Annotated in this window: 20 protein-coding genes; 12 read left to right on the forward strand and 8 right to left on the reverse strand. The window is 70.2% G+C overall.

The features are described 5' to 3' along the window. Window positions 1-38: 38 nt before the first annotated feature. The 4 genes from QM638_RS20475 (at window position 39) to QM638_RS20490 (ending at window position 2432) form a co-directional block, all read left to right on the forward strand. A complete protein-coding gene (locus tag QM638_RS20475) occupies window positions 39-506 on the forward strand; it encodes a TlpA family protein disulfide reductase (RefSeq protein ID WP_415145077.1) in 468 nt (155 codons plus the stop codon). A gap of 252 nt (window positions 507-758) precedes the next feature. Next, window positions 759-1235, forward strand: a complete 477-nt coding sequence (locus QM638_RS20480; RefSeq protein ID WP_415145079.1) for a DUF4395 domain-containing protein — start codon at window positions 759-761, stop codon at window positions 1233-1235. Window positions 1236-1284: 49 nt separating this feature from the next. After that, window positions 1285-2133, forward strand: coding sequence for a sulfurtransferase (locus QM638_RS20485; protein ID WP_415145081.1), 849 nt, complete (start codon window positions 1285-1287; stop codon window positions 2131-2133). Beyond that, entirely contained in the window at window positions 2133-2432 is a 300-nt protein-coding gene (locus QM638_RS20490; protein ID WP_415145083.1) for a DUF1416 domain-containing protein, read from the forward strand. Before QM638_RS20485 ends, QM638_RS20490 begins: the two co-directional genes overlap by 1 nt. A 74-nt stretch (window positions 2433-2506) precedes the next feature. On the opposite strand, the gene rnhA is transcribed toward QM638_RS20490, so the two are convergent. Together rnhA and dtd are read right to left on the reverse strand one after the other, a co-directional pair. Continuing rightward, a complete protein-coding gene (gene rnhA, locus QM638_RS20495) occupies window positions 2507-2968 on the reverse strand; it encodes a ribonuclease HI (protein ID WP_415145085.1) in 462 nt (153 codons plus the stop codon). Next, window positions 2958-3410 (reverse strand): D-aminoacyl-tRNA deacylase, encoded by a 453-nt coding sequence (gene dtd, locus QM638_RS20500; protein ID WP_415145114.1) that lies wholly within the window; start codon window positions 3408-3410, stop codon window positions 2958-2960. The genes rnhA and dtd overlap by 11 nt, the downstream gene beginning before the upstream one ends. Window positions 3411-3558: 148 nt before the next feature. On the opposite strand from dtd, the gene QM638_RS20505 reads away from it, so the two are divergent. Further along, the gene (locus QM638_RS20505) at window positions 3559-5424 is read left to right on the forward strand and encodes a hypothetical protein (protein ID WP_415145087.1); all 1866 of its coding nucleotides are present in this window, start codon (window positions 3559-3561) and stop codon (window positions 5422-5424) included. Between the two features lie 140 nt (window positions 5425-5564). Here the strand turns inward: QM638_RS20505 and QM638_RS20510 are convergent, their stop codons facing one another. Further along, window positions 5565-6809, reverse strand: coding sequence for a sulfate adenylyltransferase subunit 1 (locus QM638_RS20510; RefSeq protein WP_415145088.1), 1245 nt, complete (start codon window positions 6807-6809; stop codon window positions 5565-5567). A 71-nt stretch (window positions 6810-6880) separates the two neighbouring features. After that, entirely contained in the window at window positions 6881-7795 is a 915-nt protein-coding gene (cysD, locus tag QM638_RS20515; RefSeq protein WP_415145090.1) for a sulfate adenylyltransferase subunit CysD, read from the reverse strand. Window positions 7796-7939: 144 nt separating this feature from the next. Between cysD and QM638_RS20520 the strand changes: the two genes are divergently transcribed. Next, window positions 7940-9268, forward strand: coding sequence for a UDP-glucose dehydrogenase family protein (locus tag QM638_RS20520; protein WP_415145092.1), 1329 nt, complete (start codon window positions 7940-7942; stop codon window positions 9266-9268). A gap of 145 nt (window positions 9269-9413) precedes the next feature. Here the strand turns inward: QM638_RS20520 and rfbA are convergent, their stop codons facing one another. Further along, window positions 9414-10289, reverse strand: coding sequence for a glucose-1-phosphate thymidylyltransferase RfbA (gene rfbA / locus QM638_RS20525; protein WP_415145094.1), 876 nt, complete (start codon window positions 10287-10289; stop codon window positions 9414-9416). Between the two features lie 56 nt (window positions 10290-10345). Between rfbA and rfbB the strand changes: the two genes are divergently transcribed. Further along, window positions 10346-11374, forward strand: coding sequence for a dTDP-glucose 4,6-dehydratase (gene rfbB, locus QM638_RS20530; protein WP_415145096.1), 1029 nt, complete (start codon window positions 10346-10348; stop codon window positions 11372-11374). Window positions 11375-11379: 5 nt separating this feature from the next. After that, the gene (gene rfbD, locus QM638_RS20535) at window positions 11380-12768 is read left to right on the forward strand and encodes a dTDP-4-dehydrorhamnose reductase (protein WP_415145098.1); all 1389 of its coding nucleotides are present in this window, start codon (window positions 11380-11382) and stop codon (window positions 12766-12768) included. Here the strand turns inward: rfbD and QM638_RS20540 are convergent. Together QM638_RS20540 and cysC are read right to left on the reverse strand one after the other, a co-directional pair. After that, entirely contained in the window at window positions 12756-13694 is a 939-nt protein-coding gene (locus tag QM638_RS20540) for a sulfite exporter TauE/SafE family protein (protein WP_415145100.1), read from the reverse strand. The genes rfbD and QM638_RS20540 overlap by 13 nt on opposite strands. Window positions 13695-13886: 192 nt before the next feature. Continuing rightward, entirely contained in the window at window positions 13887-15080 is a 1194-nt protein-coding gene (gene cysC, locus QM638_RS20545; RefSeq protein WP_415145102.1) for an adenylyl-sulfate kinase, read from the reverse strand. Window positions 15081-15105: 25 nt separating this feature from the next. Here cysC and QM638_RS20550 point away from each other — a divergent pair, with 25 nt between their 5' ends. The 3 genes from QM638_RS20550 to QM638_RS20560 all read left to right on the forward strand — a co-directional run bounded on the left by QM638_RS20550 (window position 15106) and on the right by QM638_RS20560 (window position 17426). Further along, complete coding sequence (locus QM638_RS20550) at window positions 15106-16101, forward strand: asparaginase (RefSeq protein WP_415145104.1); 996 nt, start codon at window positions 15106-15108, stop codon at window positions 16099-16101. A gap of 120 nt (window positions 16102-16221) precedes the next feature. Then, the gene (locus QM638_RS20555) at window positions 16222-16719 is read left to right on the forward strand and encodes a helix-turn-helix domain-containing protein (RefSeq protein WP_415145106.1); all 498 of its coding nucleotides are present in this window, start codon (window positions 16222-16224) and stop codon (window positions 16717-16719) included. Continuing rightward, window positions 16719-17426, forward strand: a complete 708-nt coding sequence (locus tag QM638_RS20560) for a hypothetical protein (RefSeq protein WP_415145108.1) — start codon at window positions 16719-16721, stop codon at window positions 17424-17426. The genes QM638_RS20555 and QM638_RS20560 overlap by 1 nt, the downstream gene beginning before the upstream one ends. Window positions 17427-17842: 416 nt before the next feature. Here QM638_RS20560 and galE read toward each other — a convergent pair whose 3' ends face one another. Continuing rightward, window positions 17843-18805: a UDP-glucose 4-epimerase GalE gene (gene galE / locus QM638_RS20565; RefSeq protein WP_415145110.1), complete on the reverse strand. Its 963-nt coding sequence runs from the start codon at window positions 18803-18805 to the stop codon at window positions 17843-17845. Between the two features lie 54 nt (window positions 18806-18859). Here galE and folP point away from each other — a divergent pair, with 54 nt between their 5' ends. Next, complete coding sequence (folP, locus tag QM638_RS20570) at window positions 18860-19735, forward strand: dihydropteroate synthase (protein WP_415145112.1); 876 nt, start codon at window positions 18860-18862, stop codon at window positions 19733-19735. Window positions 19736-19827 lie beyond the last annotated feature (92 nt).

Genomic DNA, 19827 nt, shown 5'->3' on the forward strand with positions numbered 1-19827 from the left:
CAGGAATGCCGGGGCCGGTGGCGGGGTTGTGCCCGAACGTGAGCACGGGAGTCGGAATAGCGCTGGTGGCAGTGGTGGTGGCGCTCGGGTTCGGCGGGTTCCGGGCGATGACGGACGGCCGGTTCGGTGGCACCCGGGCGGTCCGGATCGCGGCGGACGAGTCCCGCCGGGCCGGGACGGACGGGCCGCCGAACGCCTGGTCGTCGGTGGCCGCCGCGAGCTCCGTCGAGCCGGGCGAGCGGGCCACCCTGGTGCAGTTCTCCAGCGCGTTCTGCGCACCCTGTCGCGCCACCAGGAGAGTGCTGGCCGAGATCGCCGACCAGGTGCCGGGGGTGGTCCACGTCGAGGTGGACGCCGAGCAGCACCTCGACATGGTGCGGAGCCTCGGCGTGCTGCGTACGCCGACGACCCTCGTGCTCGATCGGACCGGGGTCGAGGTCGCCCGGGCGGCCGGGGCACCGCGTAAGGAGCAGGTGCTGGCCGCGTTGGCAAAGGCGGTCGACTGATCGTGTTCAGTATTCAAGACGTCAGTCTCACCATTCGGACGATTCGTTTCTGCTCCGTTTCGGGCCGGGATAACCTCATGTCGTGCTCTCGACCATGCTGACCAAGCGCCGTGCGGTGGACCACTGCCGCGTGCGCTCGTCGCTGTGTCGAATGTGCGGCTGAGCTCGCAGTAGACCCTTATATCTACTCAATTACTGCAGTATCGTCGTTTCCGACGCCCGCCCTCATCCGTCCAGGAGCACAGCAGAGTCATGTCCACCGTCGCACGTCCGACAGGTCCGGCCGGTCCGGCCGGTGCCGTCCCGTCGCGGCCGCGTGGGATCGACCCTCGCGGCCCGCAGTTCACCGCGGCCGTCACCGTCGTCGTCCTGGTGGCGATCCTGGTGCTGCCGACCCCGGCGGCCGTCGTACTGACCGCCGTGCAGGCGATGTTCTTCGCGATCGGCGCGACGCTCGGCGTGCAGCGAACACCGCATGCCTGGGTGTTCCGCACGCTGGTGCGGCCGCGGCTGGAGGCGCCGGCGGAGCTGGAGGACCCGGCTCCGCCGCGGTTCGCGCAGGCGGTCGGGCTGGTCTTCACCCTGGTGGCGCTCGTCGCGTTCGGCCTGGGCTGGACCACGGCGGCCCTGGTGGCCATCGGGCTCGCCCTGGTCGCCGCGGTGCTCAACGCGGCCTTCCGGTTCTGCCTCGGCTGTGAGCTCTACCTGCTTCTCAAGCGAATCGCCTGACCCAACAGACCCCGCGCCGAGAGCGGCGCAACAGAAAGGTACGGAAAACATGAGCCGCGAGAACTCGCTCGTCTCCGCCCAGTGGGTGGAGGAGAACCTCGACAACCCGAAGGTCGTGCTGGTCGAGGTGGACGAGGACACCTCTGCCTACGACAAGGGCCACATCAAGGGTGCGGTCAAGCTCGACTGGACCACCGACCTGCAGGACCAGGTCCGTCGCGACTTCGTCGACAAGACCCAGTTCGAGGCCCTGCTCTCCGAGCGCGGCATCGCGAACGACGACACCGTGGTGCTCTACGGCGGCAACAACAACTGGTTCGCCGCGTACGCCTACTGGTACTTCAAGCTCTACGGTCACGACGACCTCAAGCTGCTCGACGGCGGCCGCAAGAAGTGGGAGCTGGACTCCCGCGAGCTGACCGACGAGCCGACCCAGCGCCCGGCCACCAGCTACACCGCCACCGAGCAGGACCTGACCATCCGGGCGTTCCGCGACGAGGTCGTCGCCGCCATCGGCGCGCAGAACCTGGTCGACGTCCGCTCGCCCGACGAGTACGCCGGCCGGCTGCTCGCCCCGGCCCACCTGCCGCAGGAGCAGGCGCAGCGTGCCGGTCACATCCCGACCGCTGCGAACGTGCCGTGGAGCAAGGCGGCGAACGACGACGGCACCTTCAAGTCCGATGAGGAGCTGAAGGAGATCTACACCGAGGCCGGCGTCGACTGGAGCAAGGACACCATCGCCTACTGCCGCATCGGTGAGCGCTCCTCGCACACCTGGTTCGTCCTCAAGGAGCTGCTCGGCCAGGAGAACGTCAAGAACTACGACGGCTCGTGGACCGAGTACGGCTCGCTGGTCGGCGTACCGGTCGTGCTCGGCGACGAGGCCGGGGAGGCCTGATGTGTGGCGCGACCGAGGGCGGCCTCTCGCTCGACGGCGTCGACGTCGCCAAGGAGGCGGTCATCCAGGGCCAGGTGACCCGCGCCGGTACCCCGGTGCAGGGCGCCTACGTCCGGTTGCTGGACCGGACCGGCGAGTTCACCGCCGAGGTGCCCACCTCGGCGACCGGTCACTTCCGGTTCTTCGCCGGCGACGGCCAGTGGACGCTGCGCACGCTGGCGCCGAAGGCTGACCCGGTCGACAAGCAGGTGCACGCCGCCGTCGGCTCGGTGGCCGAGGTCGTCATCCCGGTCGGCTGACGCCCGCTGATCCGCCCGCTCCGGCCCCCGCCGGGGCGGGCGGTCCGTATCTGCCGGCCTCCCGGTCTCTCGGCCTATCCGGCCGCCTCGCGGGCGCCCTGCCCGGCAAGGGCGTCGGCGCGCTCGTTGCCCGGGTCACCGGCGTGGCCCTTGACCCAGTGCCACTCCACCCGATGCCGGTCGGCGGCCGCGTCCAGGCGGCGCCACAGGTCCTCGTTCTTCACCGGCTTCTTGGCCGAGGTGCGCCAGCCGTTCGCCTTCCACGTCGCCACCCAGCTCAGGATCCCGTTGCGCACGTAGCTGCTGTCGGTGAACAGTGCGACCCGCGAGGGACGGGTGAGCTTCTCCAGTGCCGCGATGGCGGCCATCAGCTCCATCCGGTTGTTGGTGGTCGCCGCCTCGCCGCCGTACATCTCCAGCTCGTGCGACCCGTAGCGGAGCACCGCGCCCCAGCCGCCCGGCCCCGGATTCCCCAGGCACGCTCCGTCGGTGTAGATCGTCACCAGGTCGCCGTTCGCGGGGAGGTCATCGGGCACCCCGGGATCCTATGTCAGGGGTCTCCAGCAGCAGCGTGACCGGCCCGTCGTTGACCGAGGCGACCTGCATGTGCGCCCCGAACGCGCCGCGCTCGACGTGGGCGCCGAGCGCGACGAGCGCGTCGCAGAACCTCTCGTAGAGCGGCTCGGAGACCGCGCCCGGCGCGGCGGCCGTCCAGGTCGGCCGGCGGCCCTTGCGGGCGTCGCCGTACAGGGTGAACTGCGAGACCACCAGGATCGGGGCGTCGACGTCGCTGGCCGAGCGCTCGTCGGCCAGGATGCGCAGCGTCCAGATCTTGCGGGCCAGCCAGCCCGCCTCGTCCGCACCGTCCTCGCGTCCGACGCCGAGCAGGACGAGGAGCCCGGGTCCGGGCAGCGCACCGACGACCTCGCCGGCCACACTCACCGAGGCCGATCGCACCCGGGTCAGCACCGCCCGCACCCGACGAGGATAGCGGGACGGCGCGCGAGCATTCATGGCAGGGATGGGAGGCATCCACATGTGGGCGGGGTCACACGACGCGCTCAGGGCCTAGCGTCGAGAGGCAGTTGACCGACCGGCCAGCGGACCCTTCAACGAGGAAAGACCTATGGCATCCAACCTGCTCACCCGCCGCAATCTGCTCCGTACCGCCGGAGTCGCCGGCACCGCGCTGATCGTGCCGATCGGCCTGACCGATCCGGCTCACGCGAAGACGGCGTCGGGCACGCGCATCGTCGTCGCCGACGGCGAGACGCTCACCGTCGAGGAGACCACGACCTGCAGCTATCTCAAGATCGCCGACGGTGCCACCCTCGCGGCACCGGACGGCTCGATCCTGACGATCACGGTGAACGGCGTGGAGACGGGCTCCGCGCTGGTCTCGACCTACGGCGTGACCACGACCATCGAGGCCGGCACCTACCGCGGTGAGGTGGTGATCGCGGTGACCACCGTCAACGAGCAGACCTTCGCGGGCTACACCTTCGACGTGCGCCAGGCGGTCTACGTCGACGCCGACGGGATCAACGAGGACTACTCGGTGCTCTCCGCGGTGATCGGGACGCTCGGTGCGGCCAAGGCCCGCAACATCACGCTGCGCTCCACCGGCGAGGCCTTCGACGGCTTCTGGGTCACCGACGGCACCTACGAGCTGATCAACCCGATGGTGCGCTACCACGGCAACGGTCGCCTCGACTTCGCCGGGTACGGCGCCTCGCTGGTCGGCACCGGCAGCGGGACCCGGTTCGTGATCGACGGCGCGAGCATCGTCAACCACGGCGCCGTACGGCCCGGCGTGATCGCCAACGACGGCGCCAACGTGATCGTGAAGAACTCCCGGATCGCGACCCATGACGGCACCCTGCCCTCGGACTACAGCTTCGGGCTCGGCCCGACGATGATGTCGGTGCCGTGGATGCTGGGGCTCTCCGGCAACGTGCGTGCCACGGTGGCGCTGGGCAGCGCCACCAAGGCGACCTATGTCAACTCCCACGTCTCCTCGACCAACTGGGGGGTGCTCTCGACCGACTCCGACAACGAGGCGGAGCTGACCGCCATCAACTGTGTCCTGGCGATCACCGACACCGAGGGCTACGGCACCTACGCCGACGGCTCCGCGATCGACAAGTTCTACGGCTGCAAGTTCCGCAACGTGGCCTACGCGGGCATCACCACCGGTGGCTCGATCTACTTCGGGAACAGCACCGCCGACGCGGTCGCCGCGGTCAACACCAGCCAGGACCTGCAGCTGACCAGGAAGGAGCGTGCCGCTCTCGCCGAGACGAACACCGTCATCGACTCGACCCGCTTCGGGGTGATGTTCTGTCAGGGCTCGGGTGGCTCGGTGACCATCGACGGGGCCACCAGGTTCACCACCGCGGAGACGATGTTCCTGGTCAAGGCGGTCGCGGCGACGATCAGCGTGGACGGCTCCGACGGCGCCAAGCTGACCACCGACAACGGGGTGCTGCTGCAGCTGATGGAGACCGACGACCCCGGGAGCGGCACCGGCACCTACACCGAGCCGACCGACGAGATCACCAAGGACGACGATTTCGACACCGAGACGGCCACCAGCTCCGACGTGATCGCGGAGTTCACCTCGATCAAGCTGGCCGGAGACTTCTACAACGGCCGGCGCGACGACCAGAACATGGCGCTCACCTTCACCGACTCGACCGTCAAGGGCGTGATCTCGGCGAGCGTCACGGCGCATTCGGTCAGCTCGATCAGCTCGACCGAGTACCAGCAGCTCGGTCGGGTCTCGAACACCACCTCGGCCGCGGTCAACAACGGCGTCATCGTCTCCCTGGTCTCCTCGACGTGGAAGCCGACCGACGTCTCCTACCTGACCAGCCTCACCCTCGATGAGGACTCGAAGGTGAAGGGGGCGACCATGACGGTGGACGGCACCGCCACCACGATCGAGGCGGGCACCACCTACACCGGCGCCATCGTCGTCACCCCGAGCTGAGCCTGGAGCCACGCCGAGCGGCCGGCCCGGGCGGCGTACTTCTCGCGTGAAACTGGAACTTCTCGAGGGTTGCAACCCTCGAGAAGTTCCAGTTTCACCGGTTCACCGGTGATTCCGTCCGCGGAGGCAGGCCGACCGCGTCAGCCGTTGATCATGCCGGCGCCGACGGTGACGCCGGTCGCCTCGTCGATGAGGATGAACGAGCCGGTGGTGCGGTTCTTCGAGTAGGGGTCGGCGAGCAGCGGCACGGTGGTGCGCAACTGGACGCGGCCGATCTCGTTGAGGCCGAGTTCCTTGGTGTCCTGGTCGCGATGCAGGGTGTTGACGTCGAGGCGGTACTGGATGTCCTTGACCAGTGCCCGCGCGGAGCGGGTGGTGTGCTTGATCGCGAGCTTCTGCCGCGGCCGCAGCGGCTGGTTGGTCATCCACGACACCATCGCGTCGATGTCCTGGGTCGGCTCGGGAGCGTTCTTGACCCGGGCGATCATGTCGCCGCGGGAGACGTCCACGTCGTCGGTCAGCCGCACGGTAATCGACATCGGCGGGAACGCCTCGGGGATCTCGGAGTCGAACAGGTCGATGCCGGCGATGGTGGAGGTCATTCCGGACGGCAGCACGACGACCTCGTCACCGGGCTTGAGCACGCCACCGGCCAGCTGGCCGGCGTAGCCGCGGTAGTCGTGGTGCTCGTCCGACTTCGGCCGGACGACGTACTGGACCGGGAACCGGGCGTCGATCAGGTCCCGGTCGGAGGCGACGTGGATGTGCTCGAGGTGGTGGATCAGCGTCGGGCCGGAGTACCAGTCCATGTTCTCCGAGCGGGTCACCACGTTGTCGCCCTGGAGGGCCGAGATCGGGATGACCTCGAGGTCGGGGATGTTCAGCTTGGTGGCGAACTGGGTGAACTCGGCATGGATCCGCTCGTAGACCTCCTCGGAGAAGTCGACCAGGTCCATCTTGTTGATGCACAGCACCAGGTGCGGCACCCGCAGCAGCGAGAGCAGTACGGCGTGCCGACGGGACTGCTCGGTCAGCCCGTGGCGGGCGTCGACCAGCACCAGGCCGAGGTCGGCGGTCGAGGCGCCGGTGACCATGTTCCGGGTGTACTGCACGTGGCCCGGGGTGTCGGCGATGATGAACTTCCGGTTCGGCGTCGCGAAGTAGCGGTAGGCGACGTCGATGGTGATGCCCTGCTCGCGCTCGGAGCGCAGTCCGTCGGTGAGCAGCGACAGGTCGACGTAGTCATGACCCTTCGCGGTCGAGGTGGCCTCGACCGCCTCCAGCTGGTCGGCGAAGATCGACTTGCTGTCGTAGAGCAGGCGCCCGATCAGGGTGGACTTGCCGTCATCGACCGAGCCCGCGGTCGCGAACCGGAGCAGGTCCATGGTCGGCTTCTGGTCCGGTCCGGTGGTCGAGCCCGGAGCGTCGCTGGTTGATCCTGTCGAAACCTCGGCCATCAGAAGTAGCCCTCCTTCTTGCGGTCTTCCATGGCCGCCTCGCTGAACCGGTCGTCGCCACGGGTGGCGCCGCGCTCGGTCACCCGTGCGGTGGCTACCTCGTCGATGATCTCCTCGATGGTGCCCGCCGTGCTCTCCACGCACCCGGTCAGCGTGATGTCGCCGACGGTGCGGAAGCGGACCGTCCGTTCCTCGACGACCTCGCCACCCCGCAGCGGGTTGTGCGGAGTCTCGGAGAGCAGCATCCCGTCGCGCTCGAAGACCCGGCGCTGGTGGGCGTAGTAGATGCTGGGGATCTCGATCCCCTCGCGGCCGATGTAGTCCCAGATGTCCAGCTCGGTCCAGTTGGAGATCGGGAAGATCCGCATGTGCTCGCCCTCGTGCAGCCGGCCGTTGTAGAGGCTCCACAGCTCGGGGCGCTGGTTCTTCGGGTCCCACTGGCCGAACTCGTCGCGGTGGGAGTAGACCCGCTCCTTGGCGCGCGCCTTCTCCTCGTCACGCCGGCCGCCACCGAAGGCGGCGGTGAAGCCGTTCTCCTCGATCGCGTTGAGCAGGGTGCCGATCTGGAGGCGGTTGCGCGGGGTCTTGCCGTCGTCGACGACGACACCCTCGGCGATCGCCTCCTCGACGGAGGCCACGATCAGCCGTACGCCGAGCCGGTTGACCCAGTTGTCCCGGGTGGCGAGCACCTCGGGGAAGTCGAAGCCCGTGTCGACCTGCAGCACCGGGAAGGGGATCTTCGCGGGGAAGAACGCCTTCTCCGCCAGGCGCAGCATCACGATGCTGTCCTTGCCGCCGGAGAACATCAGCACGGGCTTCTCGAACTCGGCGGCGACCTCACGGAAGATGTGGATCGACTCCGCCTCCAACTGGTCGAGCTGACTCAGTCGGTAGTCGGCGTGGGTTTCGGTCATGACAGAACCAAGACACCTCTCATCGGGCTAATGCAGCCAACATCGTAGACATACTCGTCGCAACCCGACGAACCGTCTTACCCAGATGGGTCGAACTGTCCCCACGGACAGGCCGCCGAAGGGGTTGATCCCTACACTTGCGGCGTGCGCCTCTCAGTCTTCGGTTGCGGCTACCTCGGAGCCGTCCACGCGGTCTGCATGGCCAAGCTCGGGCACGACGTGGTGGCGATCGACGTACTCCCCGAGCAGGTCACCGAACTCGCGGCCGGCCGGCCGCCGTTCCACGAACCCGGACTGCCCGAGCTGCTCGCCGAGACGCTCGCGACGGGCCGGCTGCGGTTCACCACCGACGCGGCCGAGGCGGCCGACGCGACGGTCCACTTCGTGTGTGTGGGCACGCCCCAGAAGAAGGGCGAGTACGCCGCGGACATGACCTATGTCCGCGCCGCCGTCGCGGATCTGCTGCCCGCGCTGAAGCCGGGCGACGTGGTGGTCGGCAAGTCGACGGTGCCGGTCGGCACCGCGGAGCGGCTGCTGGAGACGATCCAGGACGCCGAGCCCGCCGCCGAGCTGTTGTGGAACCCGGAGTTCCTGCGGGAGGGCCTCGCCGTTCAGGACACGCTCACTCCGGATCGGTTCGTCTACGGCGCGGCCCAGCGCGACGGCGTCCCCACCGCCCAGGCGACGGCCGCGATGGGCGTGCTCGACGAGGTGTACGCCGCCGCGCTGGCGGCCGGGACGCCGAAGATCGAGACCGACCTGGCCACCGCGCAGTTGGTCAAGGTGGCCGCCAACTCCTTCCTGGCGACCAAGATCTCCTTCATCAACGCGATGGCCGAGCTGTGCGAGGCGACCGGCGCCGACGTCACCCGGCTCGCCGACGCGATCGGGTACGACGCCCGGATCGGCCGTCGCTTCCTCAACGCCGGCCTCGGCTTCGGCGGTGGCTGCCTGCCCAAGGACATCAGGGCGTTCATGGCCCGTGCCGGCGAGCTCGGGGTCGACCAGGCGCTGACCTTCCTGCGTGAGGTCGACTCGATCAACATGCGTCGCCGGGTGCGGATGGTCGATCTCGCCCGGGAGGTGTGCGGCGGCTCGATCGTCTCCCGCCGGGTCGCCGTGCTCGGGGCGGCGTTCAAGCCGAACAGCGACGACGTGCGGGACAGCCCGGCGCTGTCGGTGGCTGCGCAGATGCAGCTGCAGGGCGCCCAGGTGACGCTCACCGATCCGCGGGCGATCGACAACGCCAAGAAGAAGTGGCCCGACCTGCAGTTCGCCGACACCGTCGAGGAGGCGGTCCGCGACGCCGAGGTCGTCGTACTCCTCACCGAATGGCAGGAGTACCTGGCGCTGGACCCCGCGGCCCTGCGCGAGCACGTCGCCGTGCCGCGGATGCTCGATGGCCGCAACTGCCTCGACCCGCTCGCCTGGCGGGCTGCCGGCTGGACCTATCGGGCGCTGGGGCGACCCTGAGGGGATCCGGGCGGTCCCGCCGGCGATCCTTCGGCCGGACCTGGGGGACTTCTTGCGCAGAACTGGCACTTCTTGCGGGTTGCATCGCGCAGGAAGTGCCGGTTTCACCGGTGAACCGGTGAAACCGCCCCGGGGCAGGGGCAGCTCAGCCCAGCAGCCCCAGCAGGTAGTCGCCGTACCCGCTCTTGCGCAGCGGCTGGGCGAGCTCGGCGAGCCGGTCGTCACCGAGCCAGCCCATCCGCCAGGCGACCTCCTCGGGGGCGCCGATCTTGAGACCCTGCCGGTGCTCGATGGCCCGGATGTAGTTGGCCGCCTCGTTGAGGTCCTCCACGGTGCCGGTGTCCAGCCAGGCCGAGCCGCGCGGGAGCACCTGCACCTGCAGCGTGCCGGCCTCGAGATAGAGCCGGTTCAGGTCGGTGATCTCCAGCTCGCCGCGCGCGGACGGCTTCAGGGTGCGCGCCATCTCCACCACCGAGCCGTCGTAGAAGTACAGCCCGGGGACGGCGTACCGGCTCTTGGGCCGCGCGGGCTTCTCCTCGAGGGAGACGGCGGTGAAGGTCTCGTCGAACTCCACCACGCCGTACGCCGAGGGATCGGAGACCGGGTAGCCGAAGACGGCCGCGCCCTCGAGCGAGGAGAAGCGGCGCAGCTGGTTGCCCAGGCCGTGGCCGTAGAAGATGTTGTCGCCGAGCACCAGGCCGATCCGGTCGCCGCCGGCGGGGTCGACGAAGCCGACCTCGGCGGCGATGGTGAACGCCTGGGCCAGCCCGTCCGGGCTCGGCTGCACCGCGTAGCTCAGCTCGATCCCGAACTGCGACCCGTCTCCCAGCAGCCGACCGAACGCCTCGGCGTCGTGCGGGGTGGTGATCACCAGGATCTCCCGGATCCCGGCGAGCATCAGCGTGCTCAGCGGGTAGTAGATCATCGGCTTGTCGTAGACCGGCATCAGCTGCTTGCTCACCGCGAGCGTGATCGGGTGCAGGCGCGAGCCGGTGCCGCCGGCCAGGATGATCCCCTTCATGGCGCTCACCCTACGGAATCCGGCGGGGGCCCATCGGCGAGTCCGGGGATCCTAGGATGATCGCCGTGGAACACATCCTGGTCACCGGCGGCGCCGGCTTCATCGGCTCGAACTTCGTCCACCACCTGGTGGGCCACACCGAGGCCCGGGTGACGGTGCTCGACAAGCTCACCTATGCCGCCACCCGCGAGTCGTTGACCGGGCTGCCGAGCGACCGGGTCGAGCTGGTGGTCGGCGACATCGCCGACGCCGGCGTGGTCGACCCGCTGGTCGACCGGGTCGACGCGGTGGTGCACTACGCCGCCGAGTCGCACAACGACAACTCGCTCGCCGACCCGGCGCCGTTCGTGCAGACCAACATCGTGGGCACGTTCACCCTGCTCGAGGCCGTCCGTCGCAGCGGGGTGCGCTTCCACCACGTCTCCACCGACGAGGTGTACGGCGACCTGCCGCTGGTCACCGACGAGGTGCCGGCCAAGCGGTTCACCGAGGACACCCCCTACCGGCCGTCCTCGCCGTACTCGGCGACGAAGGCGGGCTCGGACCATCTGGTGCGGGCGTGGGTGCGCTCCTTCGGCGTGCGGGCGACCATCTCGAACTGCTCCAACAACTACGGTCCGTGGCAGCACGTGGAGAAGTTCATCCCGCGCCAGATCACCGAGGTGATCGAGGGTCGCCGGCCCCGGGTCTACGGCGACGGCCGCAACGTGCGGGACTGGATCCACACCGACGACCACTCGGCCGCCGTCCTGGCGATCCTGCAGCGGGGCCGGATCGGGGAGACCTATCTGATCGGCGCCGACGGCGAGCGCTCCAACCTGGAGGTGGTCCGCGCGATCCTGCGGCACTTCGGCCGCGATCCCGAGGATCCCGCCGAGATCGAGTTCGTCGCCGATCGTGCCGGGCACGACCGGCGCTACGCGATCGAGTCCGGCAAGCTGCGCGCCGAGCTCGGCTGGACGCCCCGCTTCGCCGACTTCGAGTCCGGGCTGGCCGACACCATCGCGTGGTACCAGGCGCACGAGGACTGGTGGCGGCCGGCGAAGGCCGACACCGAGGCCTCGTACGCCGCCAAGGGACAGTGAGCCCGATGTCCGTCGAGGAGCTCGCGGTCGAGCAGACGGCGATCCCGGGGCTGCTGGTGGTCCGGCTGCCGGTGCACGGCGATGCCCGTGGCTGGTTCAAGGAGAACTGGCAGCGGGCCAAGATGACCGAGCTCGGCCTGCCCGACTTCGGTCCGGTGCAGAACAACATGTCCTTCAACGCCGCGCGCGGGGCCACCCGCGGCATCCACACCGAGCCGTGGGACAAGTTCGTCTCGGTCGCGGTCGGCCGGGTCTTCGCGGCCTGGGTCGACATGCGCGCCGGGGAGAGCTTCGGCACCACCTACTGGACCGAGATCGGACCCGACGTGGCGGTCTTCGTGCCGCGCGGGGTCGGGAACTCCTACCAGGCGCTGGCCGACGGTACCGTCTACTCCTACCTGGTCAACGACCACTGGCGGCCCGGCACCGCCTACCCGGCGCTGCACCTGGCCGACGAGACGGTGGCCATCCCGTGGCCGATCCCGCTGGACTCGGCCGAGGTCGAGCTGTCCGCGAAGGATCGGGACAACCCGCGACTGGCCGAGGTCACCCCGATGGCACCGAAGAGGACGCTCGTGCTGGGGGGCGGCGGCCAGCTCGGGCGGGCGCTGGCGAGGGCGTTCCCCGAGGCCGAGGTGACCACCCGGAGCGAGTTGGACCTGACCGACCCGGCGGCGGTGGCCGGCTGGGACTGGTCGGCGTACGACGTGGTGCTGAACGCGGCCGCGTACACCGCCGTCGACGCCGCCGAGACGGCGGCCGGGCGGCCGCTGGCGTGGGCCGCGAACGCGACCGCGGTGGTGCGCCTGGCGGCGGTGGCCAGGGAGCACCGGCTGACCCTGGTGCACTATTCCACCGACTACGTCTTCGACGGCGTCCGTGCGTCCCATGCCGAGGACGAGCCGGTGGCGCCGCTGGGCGTCTACGGCCAGTCCAAGGCGGCCGGGGAGGCGGCGGTGGCGCTCGCGCCGCGGCACTATCTGCTGCGCACATCCTGGGTCGTCGGCGACGGCGGGAACTTCGTGCGCACCATGGCGAGCCTCGCCGAGCGCGGCGTCAGCCCCAGCGTGGTCGACGACCAGGTCGGCCGGCTCACCTTCACCGACACCCTCGCGGACGCCACCGCCCACCTGCTCGGCTCCCGGTCGCCGTACGGCGTCTATCACGTCACCAACAGCGGCGAGCCGACCTCGTGGCACGCCATCGCCGGTGAGGTCTTCGAGCTGTGCGGCCGTTCCCGCGACGACGTCGCGCCGACCAGCACCGCCGCGTACGGCGAGGGCAGGCAGCTCGCGCCACGGCCGGCCAACTCGGTGCTGGAGCTGGCGAAGATCCGCGCGGCCGGCTTCGAGCCCGAGGACCAGTTGCTCGCCCTGCGCCGCTACTTGGCCTGATCCGAACTCTCCGGCAGCCGCCAGGCGCCGGAGTTGTTGTCGAAGGCCGGGATGCCGCGGGTCTGCCGCACGAAGCCCCACAGCAGCGGGCCGAGCAGCAGCATGCCGGCGCCGACGATGCCGACCCAGGTGGGGGAGACGCCGAGCATCTTCAGACCGGTCAGGGTGAGCACGATGACGATGCCGCGCCGGATCACCGACTGTGAGATCCAGCGTGCCATCCGGGCGCCGATGAAGGTGCCCGGCGAGCCGCCGATGATCAGCGGGATCAGGATCGCCCAGTCGACCCCGGTGTTGATCCAGTGCGAGACCGCGGCCGAGAGCACCAGCGGCACCGCCTGCACCAGGTCGGTGCCGACCAGCTTGACCGCGGACAGGGTCGGGTAGAGGAGCAGCAGCGCGACCATGATCAGCGACCCGGAGCCGACCGAGGTGATCCCGACCAGCAGGCCGCCGAGCGCGCCGACGGCCAGCGTGATCACCGGGCGGAGGACCACCTCCCCGGAGGGGGCCTCGTTGCCGCCGGTGACCAGGCGCAGCTGCAGATACATCCGCAACGTGTACGACGCGGCCGCGAGCAGCAGGGCCCCGCCGATGGCGTAGGTGAGGAAGTCCTCCGCATCGGAGCCGAGGTCGTGGACGATGAAGCCGCCGACGAAGGCGAACGGTACCGATCCGAGGATCAGGTAGAGGGCGAGCTGGATGTTCGGCGAGCCGTGTCTCCAGTGGACGGCCGCGCCGACCGACTTGTTGACCGAGGCGGCCACCAGGTCATTGGCGACCGCTGCCGTCGGGTTGATGCCCAGGAAGATCAGCGCCGGCGTCATCAGCGCGCCGCCGCCCATCCCGGTCAGCCCGACGACGATGCCGATGCCGAAGCTGACGATCAGGACATCCAGAGCGTCGATGGTGAAGAGGTCGTGCACCCTACTCACTCTTCTCGTAGTTCAACTATTCAAGTCGACTTAGGTCGACCGGTGCAGTGTAGGGCACGATCGGTGGGTTTGCCGCCGCCGCCCGTTCGTCTAGGTATGCAGCCGAACACCCGCTTCCCCGGTGGAACTCCAACGGGGAAGCGCCCACTCGCCTGCATACCTAGACGAATTGTCGCGGCCCGGCTACAGGTCGAGGTAGCCGGCCTCGCGCAGCGCGTCGGTGACGTCGCCCAGCGCGTCCTCGATGCTGTGGCCGGTGGTGTCGACCACCACGTCGGCGTCGGTCGGCACCTCGTACGGCGAGGAGATGCCGGTGAACTCGGCGATCTCGCCACGCCGCGCCTTGGCGTAGAGGCCCTTGCGGTCGCGTCGCTCGCACTCGGCGAGCGGAGTGGCGACGTGGATCAGGAAGAAGGCGCCGCCGGCCTGTTCGACGTAGCCGCGGACGTCTCGCCGGGTCGCGTCGAACGGGGCGATCGGCGAGCACACCGCGACCCCGCCATGCCGGGAGATCTCCGCGGCGACCCAGCCGATCCGGCGGATGTTCGTCTCGCGGTCGGCCTTGGAGAAGGTCAGTCCGGCGGACAGGTTGCGGCGCACCACGTCGCCGTCGAGGCTGGTCACCGTGCGTCGGCCCTGCTCGGCCAGGCGGTCCAGCAGGGCGCGTGCCAGGGTCGACTTCCCCGATCCCGACAGGCCGGTGAAGAAGAGCACCAGCCCCCTCCGCTCCGGCTCGGGCCGGTCGAAGTCGATCACCGCGGCGATGTCGTCGGGGTAGCTGTCGGTCGGGTCCTCGGTGAGCGCGTGCACCGGGTCCTCGCCGGCGTACGTCGCCACCACCTGCGTGCCGAGGCCGTGATCGACCTCGGCGTCGCCGTGCGCGGCGAGCGGACAGGCCACCACCACGGCATCCGGCAGCTGGCCGGCCGCCAGCAGCGATGCGCGCAGCAGCGCGACCGGAGAGAGCTCCGGGGTGCCGGTGCCGACCAGGGCGAGCAGCAGCACCGGACCGAGACCGGCGAGCTCGGCGATCGCGGCATCGGTGAGGGGACCGACCACCGGGACGACCGTCCGGCCGGGGTAGCGCCGGCGGACCTCGGCGGGGGTCAGATGCAGGCGTCGGAACGGCCCGTACGCCGGGACGCTCAGCACGTTCACCGCTCCACCGGGCCAGGCCACGTGGGCCAGCGGAAGACCCTCGGGGTCGACCACCTCGACCGCGCCGGCCTCTTTCGCCGCGGCGGCGACCTCGTCGGGCAGGTCGAGGGTGAGCGGCGAGCCGGGCGCGTTGAGCGGTCCGGGCACCGCGCCGGAGGTGATCAACTCGAGGTCGTCGAGCTCACGTGGCGAGGGGGAGAACTGCGGAATGCTTGGCACGGGCCAACCCTGACACACTGGCGCCATGCCGCAGTCACCGCTGCTCACCGACGATGCCTTCGTCCCGCTCGTCGAGGTGGTCCGCTCGGGCTTCGTCGAAGGGCTGCACCGTGGTGCGATGGTCGCCCTCGGCGCCGACGGTGAGCTCGCCTGGTCGCTGGGCGACGTCGCGGCGCCGATGCTGCCGCGCTCGGCGAGCAAGCCCCTGCAGGCGCTGGCGATGGTCGACCTCGGGCTGGACCTGCCCGCCGACCTGCTGGCGCTGGCCTGCGCCTCGCACTCCGGCGAGGGCTTCCATCTCGACGGCGTACGACGCATCCTGGCCGGTGCCGGCCTCGAGGTCGACGCGCTCGGCAACGTCCCCGACTATCCGCTCGACGAACGCGCCCGGTTCGCCGCGATCAGATCGGGCGAGGAGCCGACCAGGCTGGCCATGAACTGCTCCGGCAAGCACGCCGCGATGCTCGCCACCTGTGTGCGGCGCGACTGGCCGGTGGACGGTTATCTCGACCCCGTCCACCCGCTCCAGGTCGCCATCAGGCAGCGGTACGAGGCGGTCACCGGTGAGACGGCCCAGCTGGCGGTGGACGGATGCGGCGCTCCGCTGCTCTCGGTCTCCCTGATCGGGCTGGCCCGCGCCTACGCCCGGCTGGCGCAGGCGCGGACCGGCCCGGCCGCGCGAGTGGCGGACGCCATCCGCAGCCATCCCGAGCACGTGTCCGGGACCGGCCGGGACGAGGCGGTCCTGCTGCGCGCCGTGCCGGGAGCGATCGGCAAGTTCGGCGCCGAGGCCGTCTATGCCGTCGCGTTGCCGGACGGACGCGCCTATGCGCTCAAGATCGCCGACGGCGGTGATCGGGCCCGGCCGGTGGCGATGGTCGCCGCCCTGCTGCGCGACGGGCTCGCCGGCCTCGACGGGGTCGACCTCGACGCGGTCCGGTCGCTCGGCGAGCGTCCGGTGCTCGGTGGAGGTACGCCGGTCGGTGCACTGCGACCGACCCTGGACCGCATGCTCGCCTAGCGGCTCGCGCGCCCTCATCCATTGCTGTGTCACCCAGATGACCTGGGCAGATGTCGTGACTCGCGCCACGTCTGCTGCCTCGAGCTTGAATCTGCTAGCAAGAGTTAGCATGATGGAGACATGGCCAAGAGCAAGGTCGGCAAGACCGTCGGATCGTTGGGTGAGTACCTCAAGGAGCAGCGCGTATCGGCGAGTATGTCGCTGCGTCAGCTGGCCGAGCAGGCCGGCGTCTCCAATCCGTACCTGAGCCAGATCGAGCGCGGTCTGCGCAAGCCGTCCGCCGAGGTGCTGCAGCAGATCGCGAAGGCGCTGCGGATCTCCGCCGAGCAGGTCTATGTCCGTGCCGGGATCCTCAGCCCGCACGAGCACACCGGCGGCTCGGTGGAGCTCGCGATCCTGGGCGACACCCAGCTCACCGAACGACAGAAGCGGTCGCTGCTCGATGTCTACCAGTCGTTCCTGGCCCTGAACGGGCGCGCCGTCGCCGCCGAGCCGACCGAAGCAGCCGGCAACGCCGCCGATGCTGCCGCCACCCCCGATACCCCTGACAGCGCTGATGACGCCGATGACGCTGACAGCGCCGACACCCCCGACGTCACCGACACCAAGGAGAACTGATGCCCACTCTGCCCAAGCTCGAGCTGCCCAAGCTCCCGAAGCTGCCGAAGGTCGACCTGCCCAAGCTGCCGAAGCTGCAGCGTCCGAGCCTGCCCGCCAAGCCGCTGTACGCCGGCGCGGGTGCCGCCGACGTCGCGGTGGAGACCGTCAAGGGCTACGCGAACGACGTGAGCAAGCGCGTCGAGGACGCCACCAGCCAGGCCCGCAAGAACGTGTTCGACCCGAAGGCCCTGTCCGGCAAGGCCCGGGCGTCGTACGCCGAGTTCGGCGGCCAGGCCCGGAAGAACCTCACCGAGTTGCAGGCCGATGTCGCCTCGCTGCCGGGCAAGGCGAAGGCCAAGCTGAACGAGGCCGGCGTGAGCGCCACCGACGCCTATGACGACCTGGCCAAGCGCGGCGAGGTGGTGGTCGCGAAGCTGCGTGGCAAGGAGTCGGTCGCTCCGGCGACGACCCCGGCAGCGACGACCCCGGCAGCGCCGAAGCCGGCATCGCCGGCGCCGGCCGCGAAGAAGCCGGCGGCGAAGAAGGCCCCCGCAACGACTGCGGTCACGAAGTCCCCGGCGAAGAAGACCACCGCGAAGAAGTCCAGTCCGGCGAAGGCGCCGGCGAAGAAGACCACGGCGTCGTCGACCGCGAAGAAGTCGAGCACGGCCGCGGCGAAGAAGGCCGCGCCGAAGACCCCGGAGACGCCGTCCACCGAGGCCTGAGGAACACCGCACGGGGCCCGTTCGCTCGCGCGAACGGGCCCCGCTCCTTGCGGTGGGGACCGACGCCATCGCCGATCACGCCAGGGGACCGACGGCGCGACCGACACGCGTCGTACCCGGGCACGAGGCCCGGGTGAGCCCATCCTAGTGGGGTGGACGGGCCAGCAGGTCGGGTTGGTCGAAAGTGGCGACATCTCGCCGATCCGGCGGTCGCCTTGCGGTGTGGACCCCCGTCGACCGCTCGACTTTCCGTTGATCGAACGGCGAGTGCCGGCGAGCGTATCGAGGCCCTTCGGTTCGTGGCCTCGATACACCCTCGCTCGTTCCTCGCGAGGGCTACTCGGCCGGCGGGGAGTCGGGTTGATCGGTGGTCGGGTCACGAGTACCGGGACCGACGAGAGCCAGGCCCGCCAGGCTCAGCCGGCGGCCTGGCGCGCCTCCCAGGCGGAGGAGACCATGCTGCGCAGGTCATGCCGCATCTCCCACTCCAGGTCACGGCGGGCGAGCTTGCCCGAGGCCACGATCTGGGCCGGGTCGCCGGCGCGGCGCGGTGCGATCTCGGGGACGAAGTCGATCTGGGTGACCTCACGGATGGTGTCCATGATCTGCCGGACGCTCGAGCCGTCCCCCGACCCGAGGTTGTAGACCGGCTCCAGGCTCTCGCCGGCGGCGAGCCTGCGTGCGGCGACGACGTGCGAGTGCGCGAGATCGGCGACGTGGACGTAGTCGCGCACCGTGGTGCCGTCCGGGGTCGGGTAGTCGTCGCCGTTGATCCGCGGCGTCCTGCCGGCGACCAGCGCGTCGAAGACCAGCGGGAACAGGTTGTGCGGGCTGGTGTCGTAGAGCCCCGGGCTGCCCGAGCCGACGACGTTGAAGTAGCGCAGGCTGGTGTGCCGCAGCCGATGCGCCCGGGCGACGTCCGCGATCAGCCATTCCCCGATCAGCTTCGATTCGCCGTACGGGCTCTCCGGGTGGGTGGGCGTCGCCTCGGTGACGAGGTCGACGTCGGGCGTGCCGTAGGTCGCCGCGCTGCTGGAGAAGACCAGCGTGTCGACCCCGGTCTCCACCATCGCGCCGAGCAACGAGATGGTGCCGGTGACGTTCTGGGAGTAGGTGTGCAGCGGCCGCTGGACGCTCACCCCCGCGTACTTGAACCCGGCCAGGTGGATCACGCCCTCGACCCGGTGGTCGCGCAGCGTCGCGGTGATCGTCGCGGTGTCGAGCAGCGAGGCCTCGACCAGGGGCACCCCGTCCGGCACGAACCTCGCGAAGCCGGAGGAGAGGTCGTCGATGACGACCGGTTCCATGCCCGCCTCGAGCAACGCCACGACGACGTGCGATCCGATGTAACCCGCTCCTCCGGTGACCAACCAGCTCATGGCCACGACCCTATCGGGGCGGTGAGTGGTCGGGTCGCTCGATAAGGTCGCCCCATGCCGACCGACCGCCCGCTGAGACTGGGACGGCGTGTCTTCGACGACGGTCAGCCGCTGGTGATGGCGATCGTCAACCGGACTCCCGACTCCTTCTACGACCGCGGCGCCACCTACGCCGAGGACGCCGCCCTCGACCGCATCGCCCAGGCGATCGAGGAGGGCGCCGACATCGTCGACATCGGCGGGGTCAAGGCCGGATACGGACCGGAGGTGGACGCGGCCGAGGAGATCCGCCGGGTGGCGAGCTTCGTCGCCCGGGTGCGCGGCGACCATCCCGACCTGGTGATCTCGGTCGACACCTGGCGGGCCGAGGTCGGCCGGGTCGTGTGTGGCGAGGGTGTCGACCTGCTCAACGACGCGTGGGGCGGACACGATCCCGGCCTCGTCGACGTCGCCGCCGAATTCGGCGCCGCGATCGTGTGCACCCACACCGGCGGTCTGCGACCCCGCACCGATCCGCACCGGATGGAGTACGACGACGTCGTGGCCGCGGCGCTGGAGGCCACCCTCGGCTACGCCGAGCGGGCGCGGGCGGCCGGAGTGCCCGAGGCGTCGATCGTGATCGACCCGGCACACGACTTCGGCAAGAACACCCATCACTCCCTGGAGCTGACCAGGCGACTGGGGGAGATGGTGGCCACCGGATGGCCGGTGCTGGTCTCGCTGTCCAACAAGGACTTCGTCGGCGAGACCCTCGGCCGGCCGACCGCGGAGCGGCTGCCCGGGACGCTGGCCGCCACCGCCGCATGTGCCCTGGCCGGGGCCCGGATCTTCCGAGCGCACCAGGTTCGCGAGACCCGCGACGTGGTCGACATGGCCTACGCGATCGCGGGTCGGCGCCTGCCCGAGCGGGCGATCCGGGGGTTGGCGTGAGGATCGCCGTGGTGCCCGGCGTGCTGGCGCTGCTGCCGGCCTACGCCGCCCAGACCGACCCGGTGCCGGAGCTGCGCACGGCGGCGGTCGCC

This window comes from Nocardioides sp., from assembly GCF_047606145.1.
In the GTDB taxonomy this organism is placed as follows: Bacteria; Actinomycetota; Actinomycetes; order Propionibacteriales; family Nocardioidaceae; genus Nocardioides.

Bases quoted from the DNA above. Each gene is read 5' to 3' on its own strand.
- galE (WP_415145110.1), bottom strand. From the start codon at position 18,805: ATGAGCTGGTTGGTCACCGGAGGAGCGGGTTACATCGGATCGCACGTC.
- QM638_RS20485 (WP_415145081.1), top strand. From the start codon at position 1,285: ATGAGCCGCGAGAACTCGCTCGTCTCCGCCCAGTGGGTGGAGGAGAAC.
- rfbD (WP_415145098.1), top strand. From the start codon at position 11,380: ATGTCCGTCGAGGAGCTCGCGGTCGAGCAGACGGCGATCCCGGGGCTG.
- QM638_RS20555 (WP_415145106.1), top strand. From the start codon at position 16,222: ATGGCCAAGAGCAAGGTCGGCAAGACCGTCGGATCGTTGGGTGAGTAC.
- rfbA (WP_415145094.1), bottom strand. From the start codon at position 10,289: ATGAAGGGGATCATCCTGGCCGGCGGCACCGGCTCGCGCCTGCACCCG.
- QM638_RS20550 (WP_415145104.1), top strand. From the start codon at position 15,106: ATGCCGCAGTCACCGCTGCTCACCGACGATGCCTTCGTCCCGCTCGTC.
- QM638_RS20560 (WP_415145108.1), top strand. From the start codon at position 16,719: ATGCCCACTCTGCCCAAGCTCGAGCTGCCCAAGCTCCCGAAGCTGCCG.
- QM638_RS20490 (WP_415145083.1), top strand. From the start codon at position 2,133: ATGTGTGGCGCGACCGAGGGCGGCCTCTCGCTCGACGGCGTCGACGTC.
- cysD (WP_415145090.1), bottom strand. From the start codon at position 7,795: ATGACCGAAACCCACGCCGACTACCGACTGAGTCAGCTCGACCAGTTG.
- folP (WP_415145112.1), top strand. From the start codon at position 18,860: ATGCCGACCGACCGCCCGCTGAGACTGGGACGGCGTGTCTTCGACGAC.
- QM638_RS20480 (WP_415145079.1), top strand. From the start codon at position 759: ATGTCCACCGTCGCACGTCCGACAGGTCCGGCCGGTCCGGCCGGTGCC.
- QM638_RS20505 (WP_415145087.1), top strand. From the start codon at position 3,559: ATGGCATCCAACCTGCTCACCCGCCGCAATCTGCTCCGTACCGCCGGA.
- rfbB (WP_415145096.1), top strand. From the start codon at position 10,346: ATGATCGCCGTGGAACACATCCTGGTCACCGGCGGCGCCGGCTTCATC.
- QM638_RS20510 (WP_415145088.1), bottom strand. From the start codon at position 6,809: ATGGACCTGCTCCGGTTCGCGACCGCGGGCTCGGTCGATGACGGCAAG.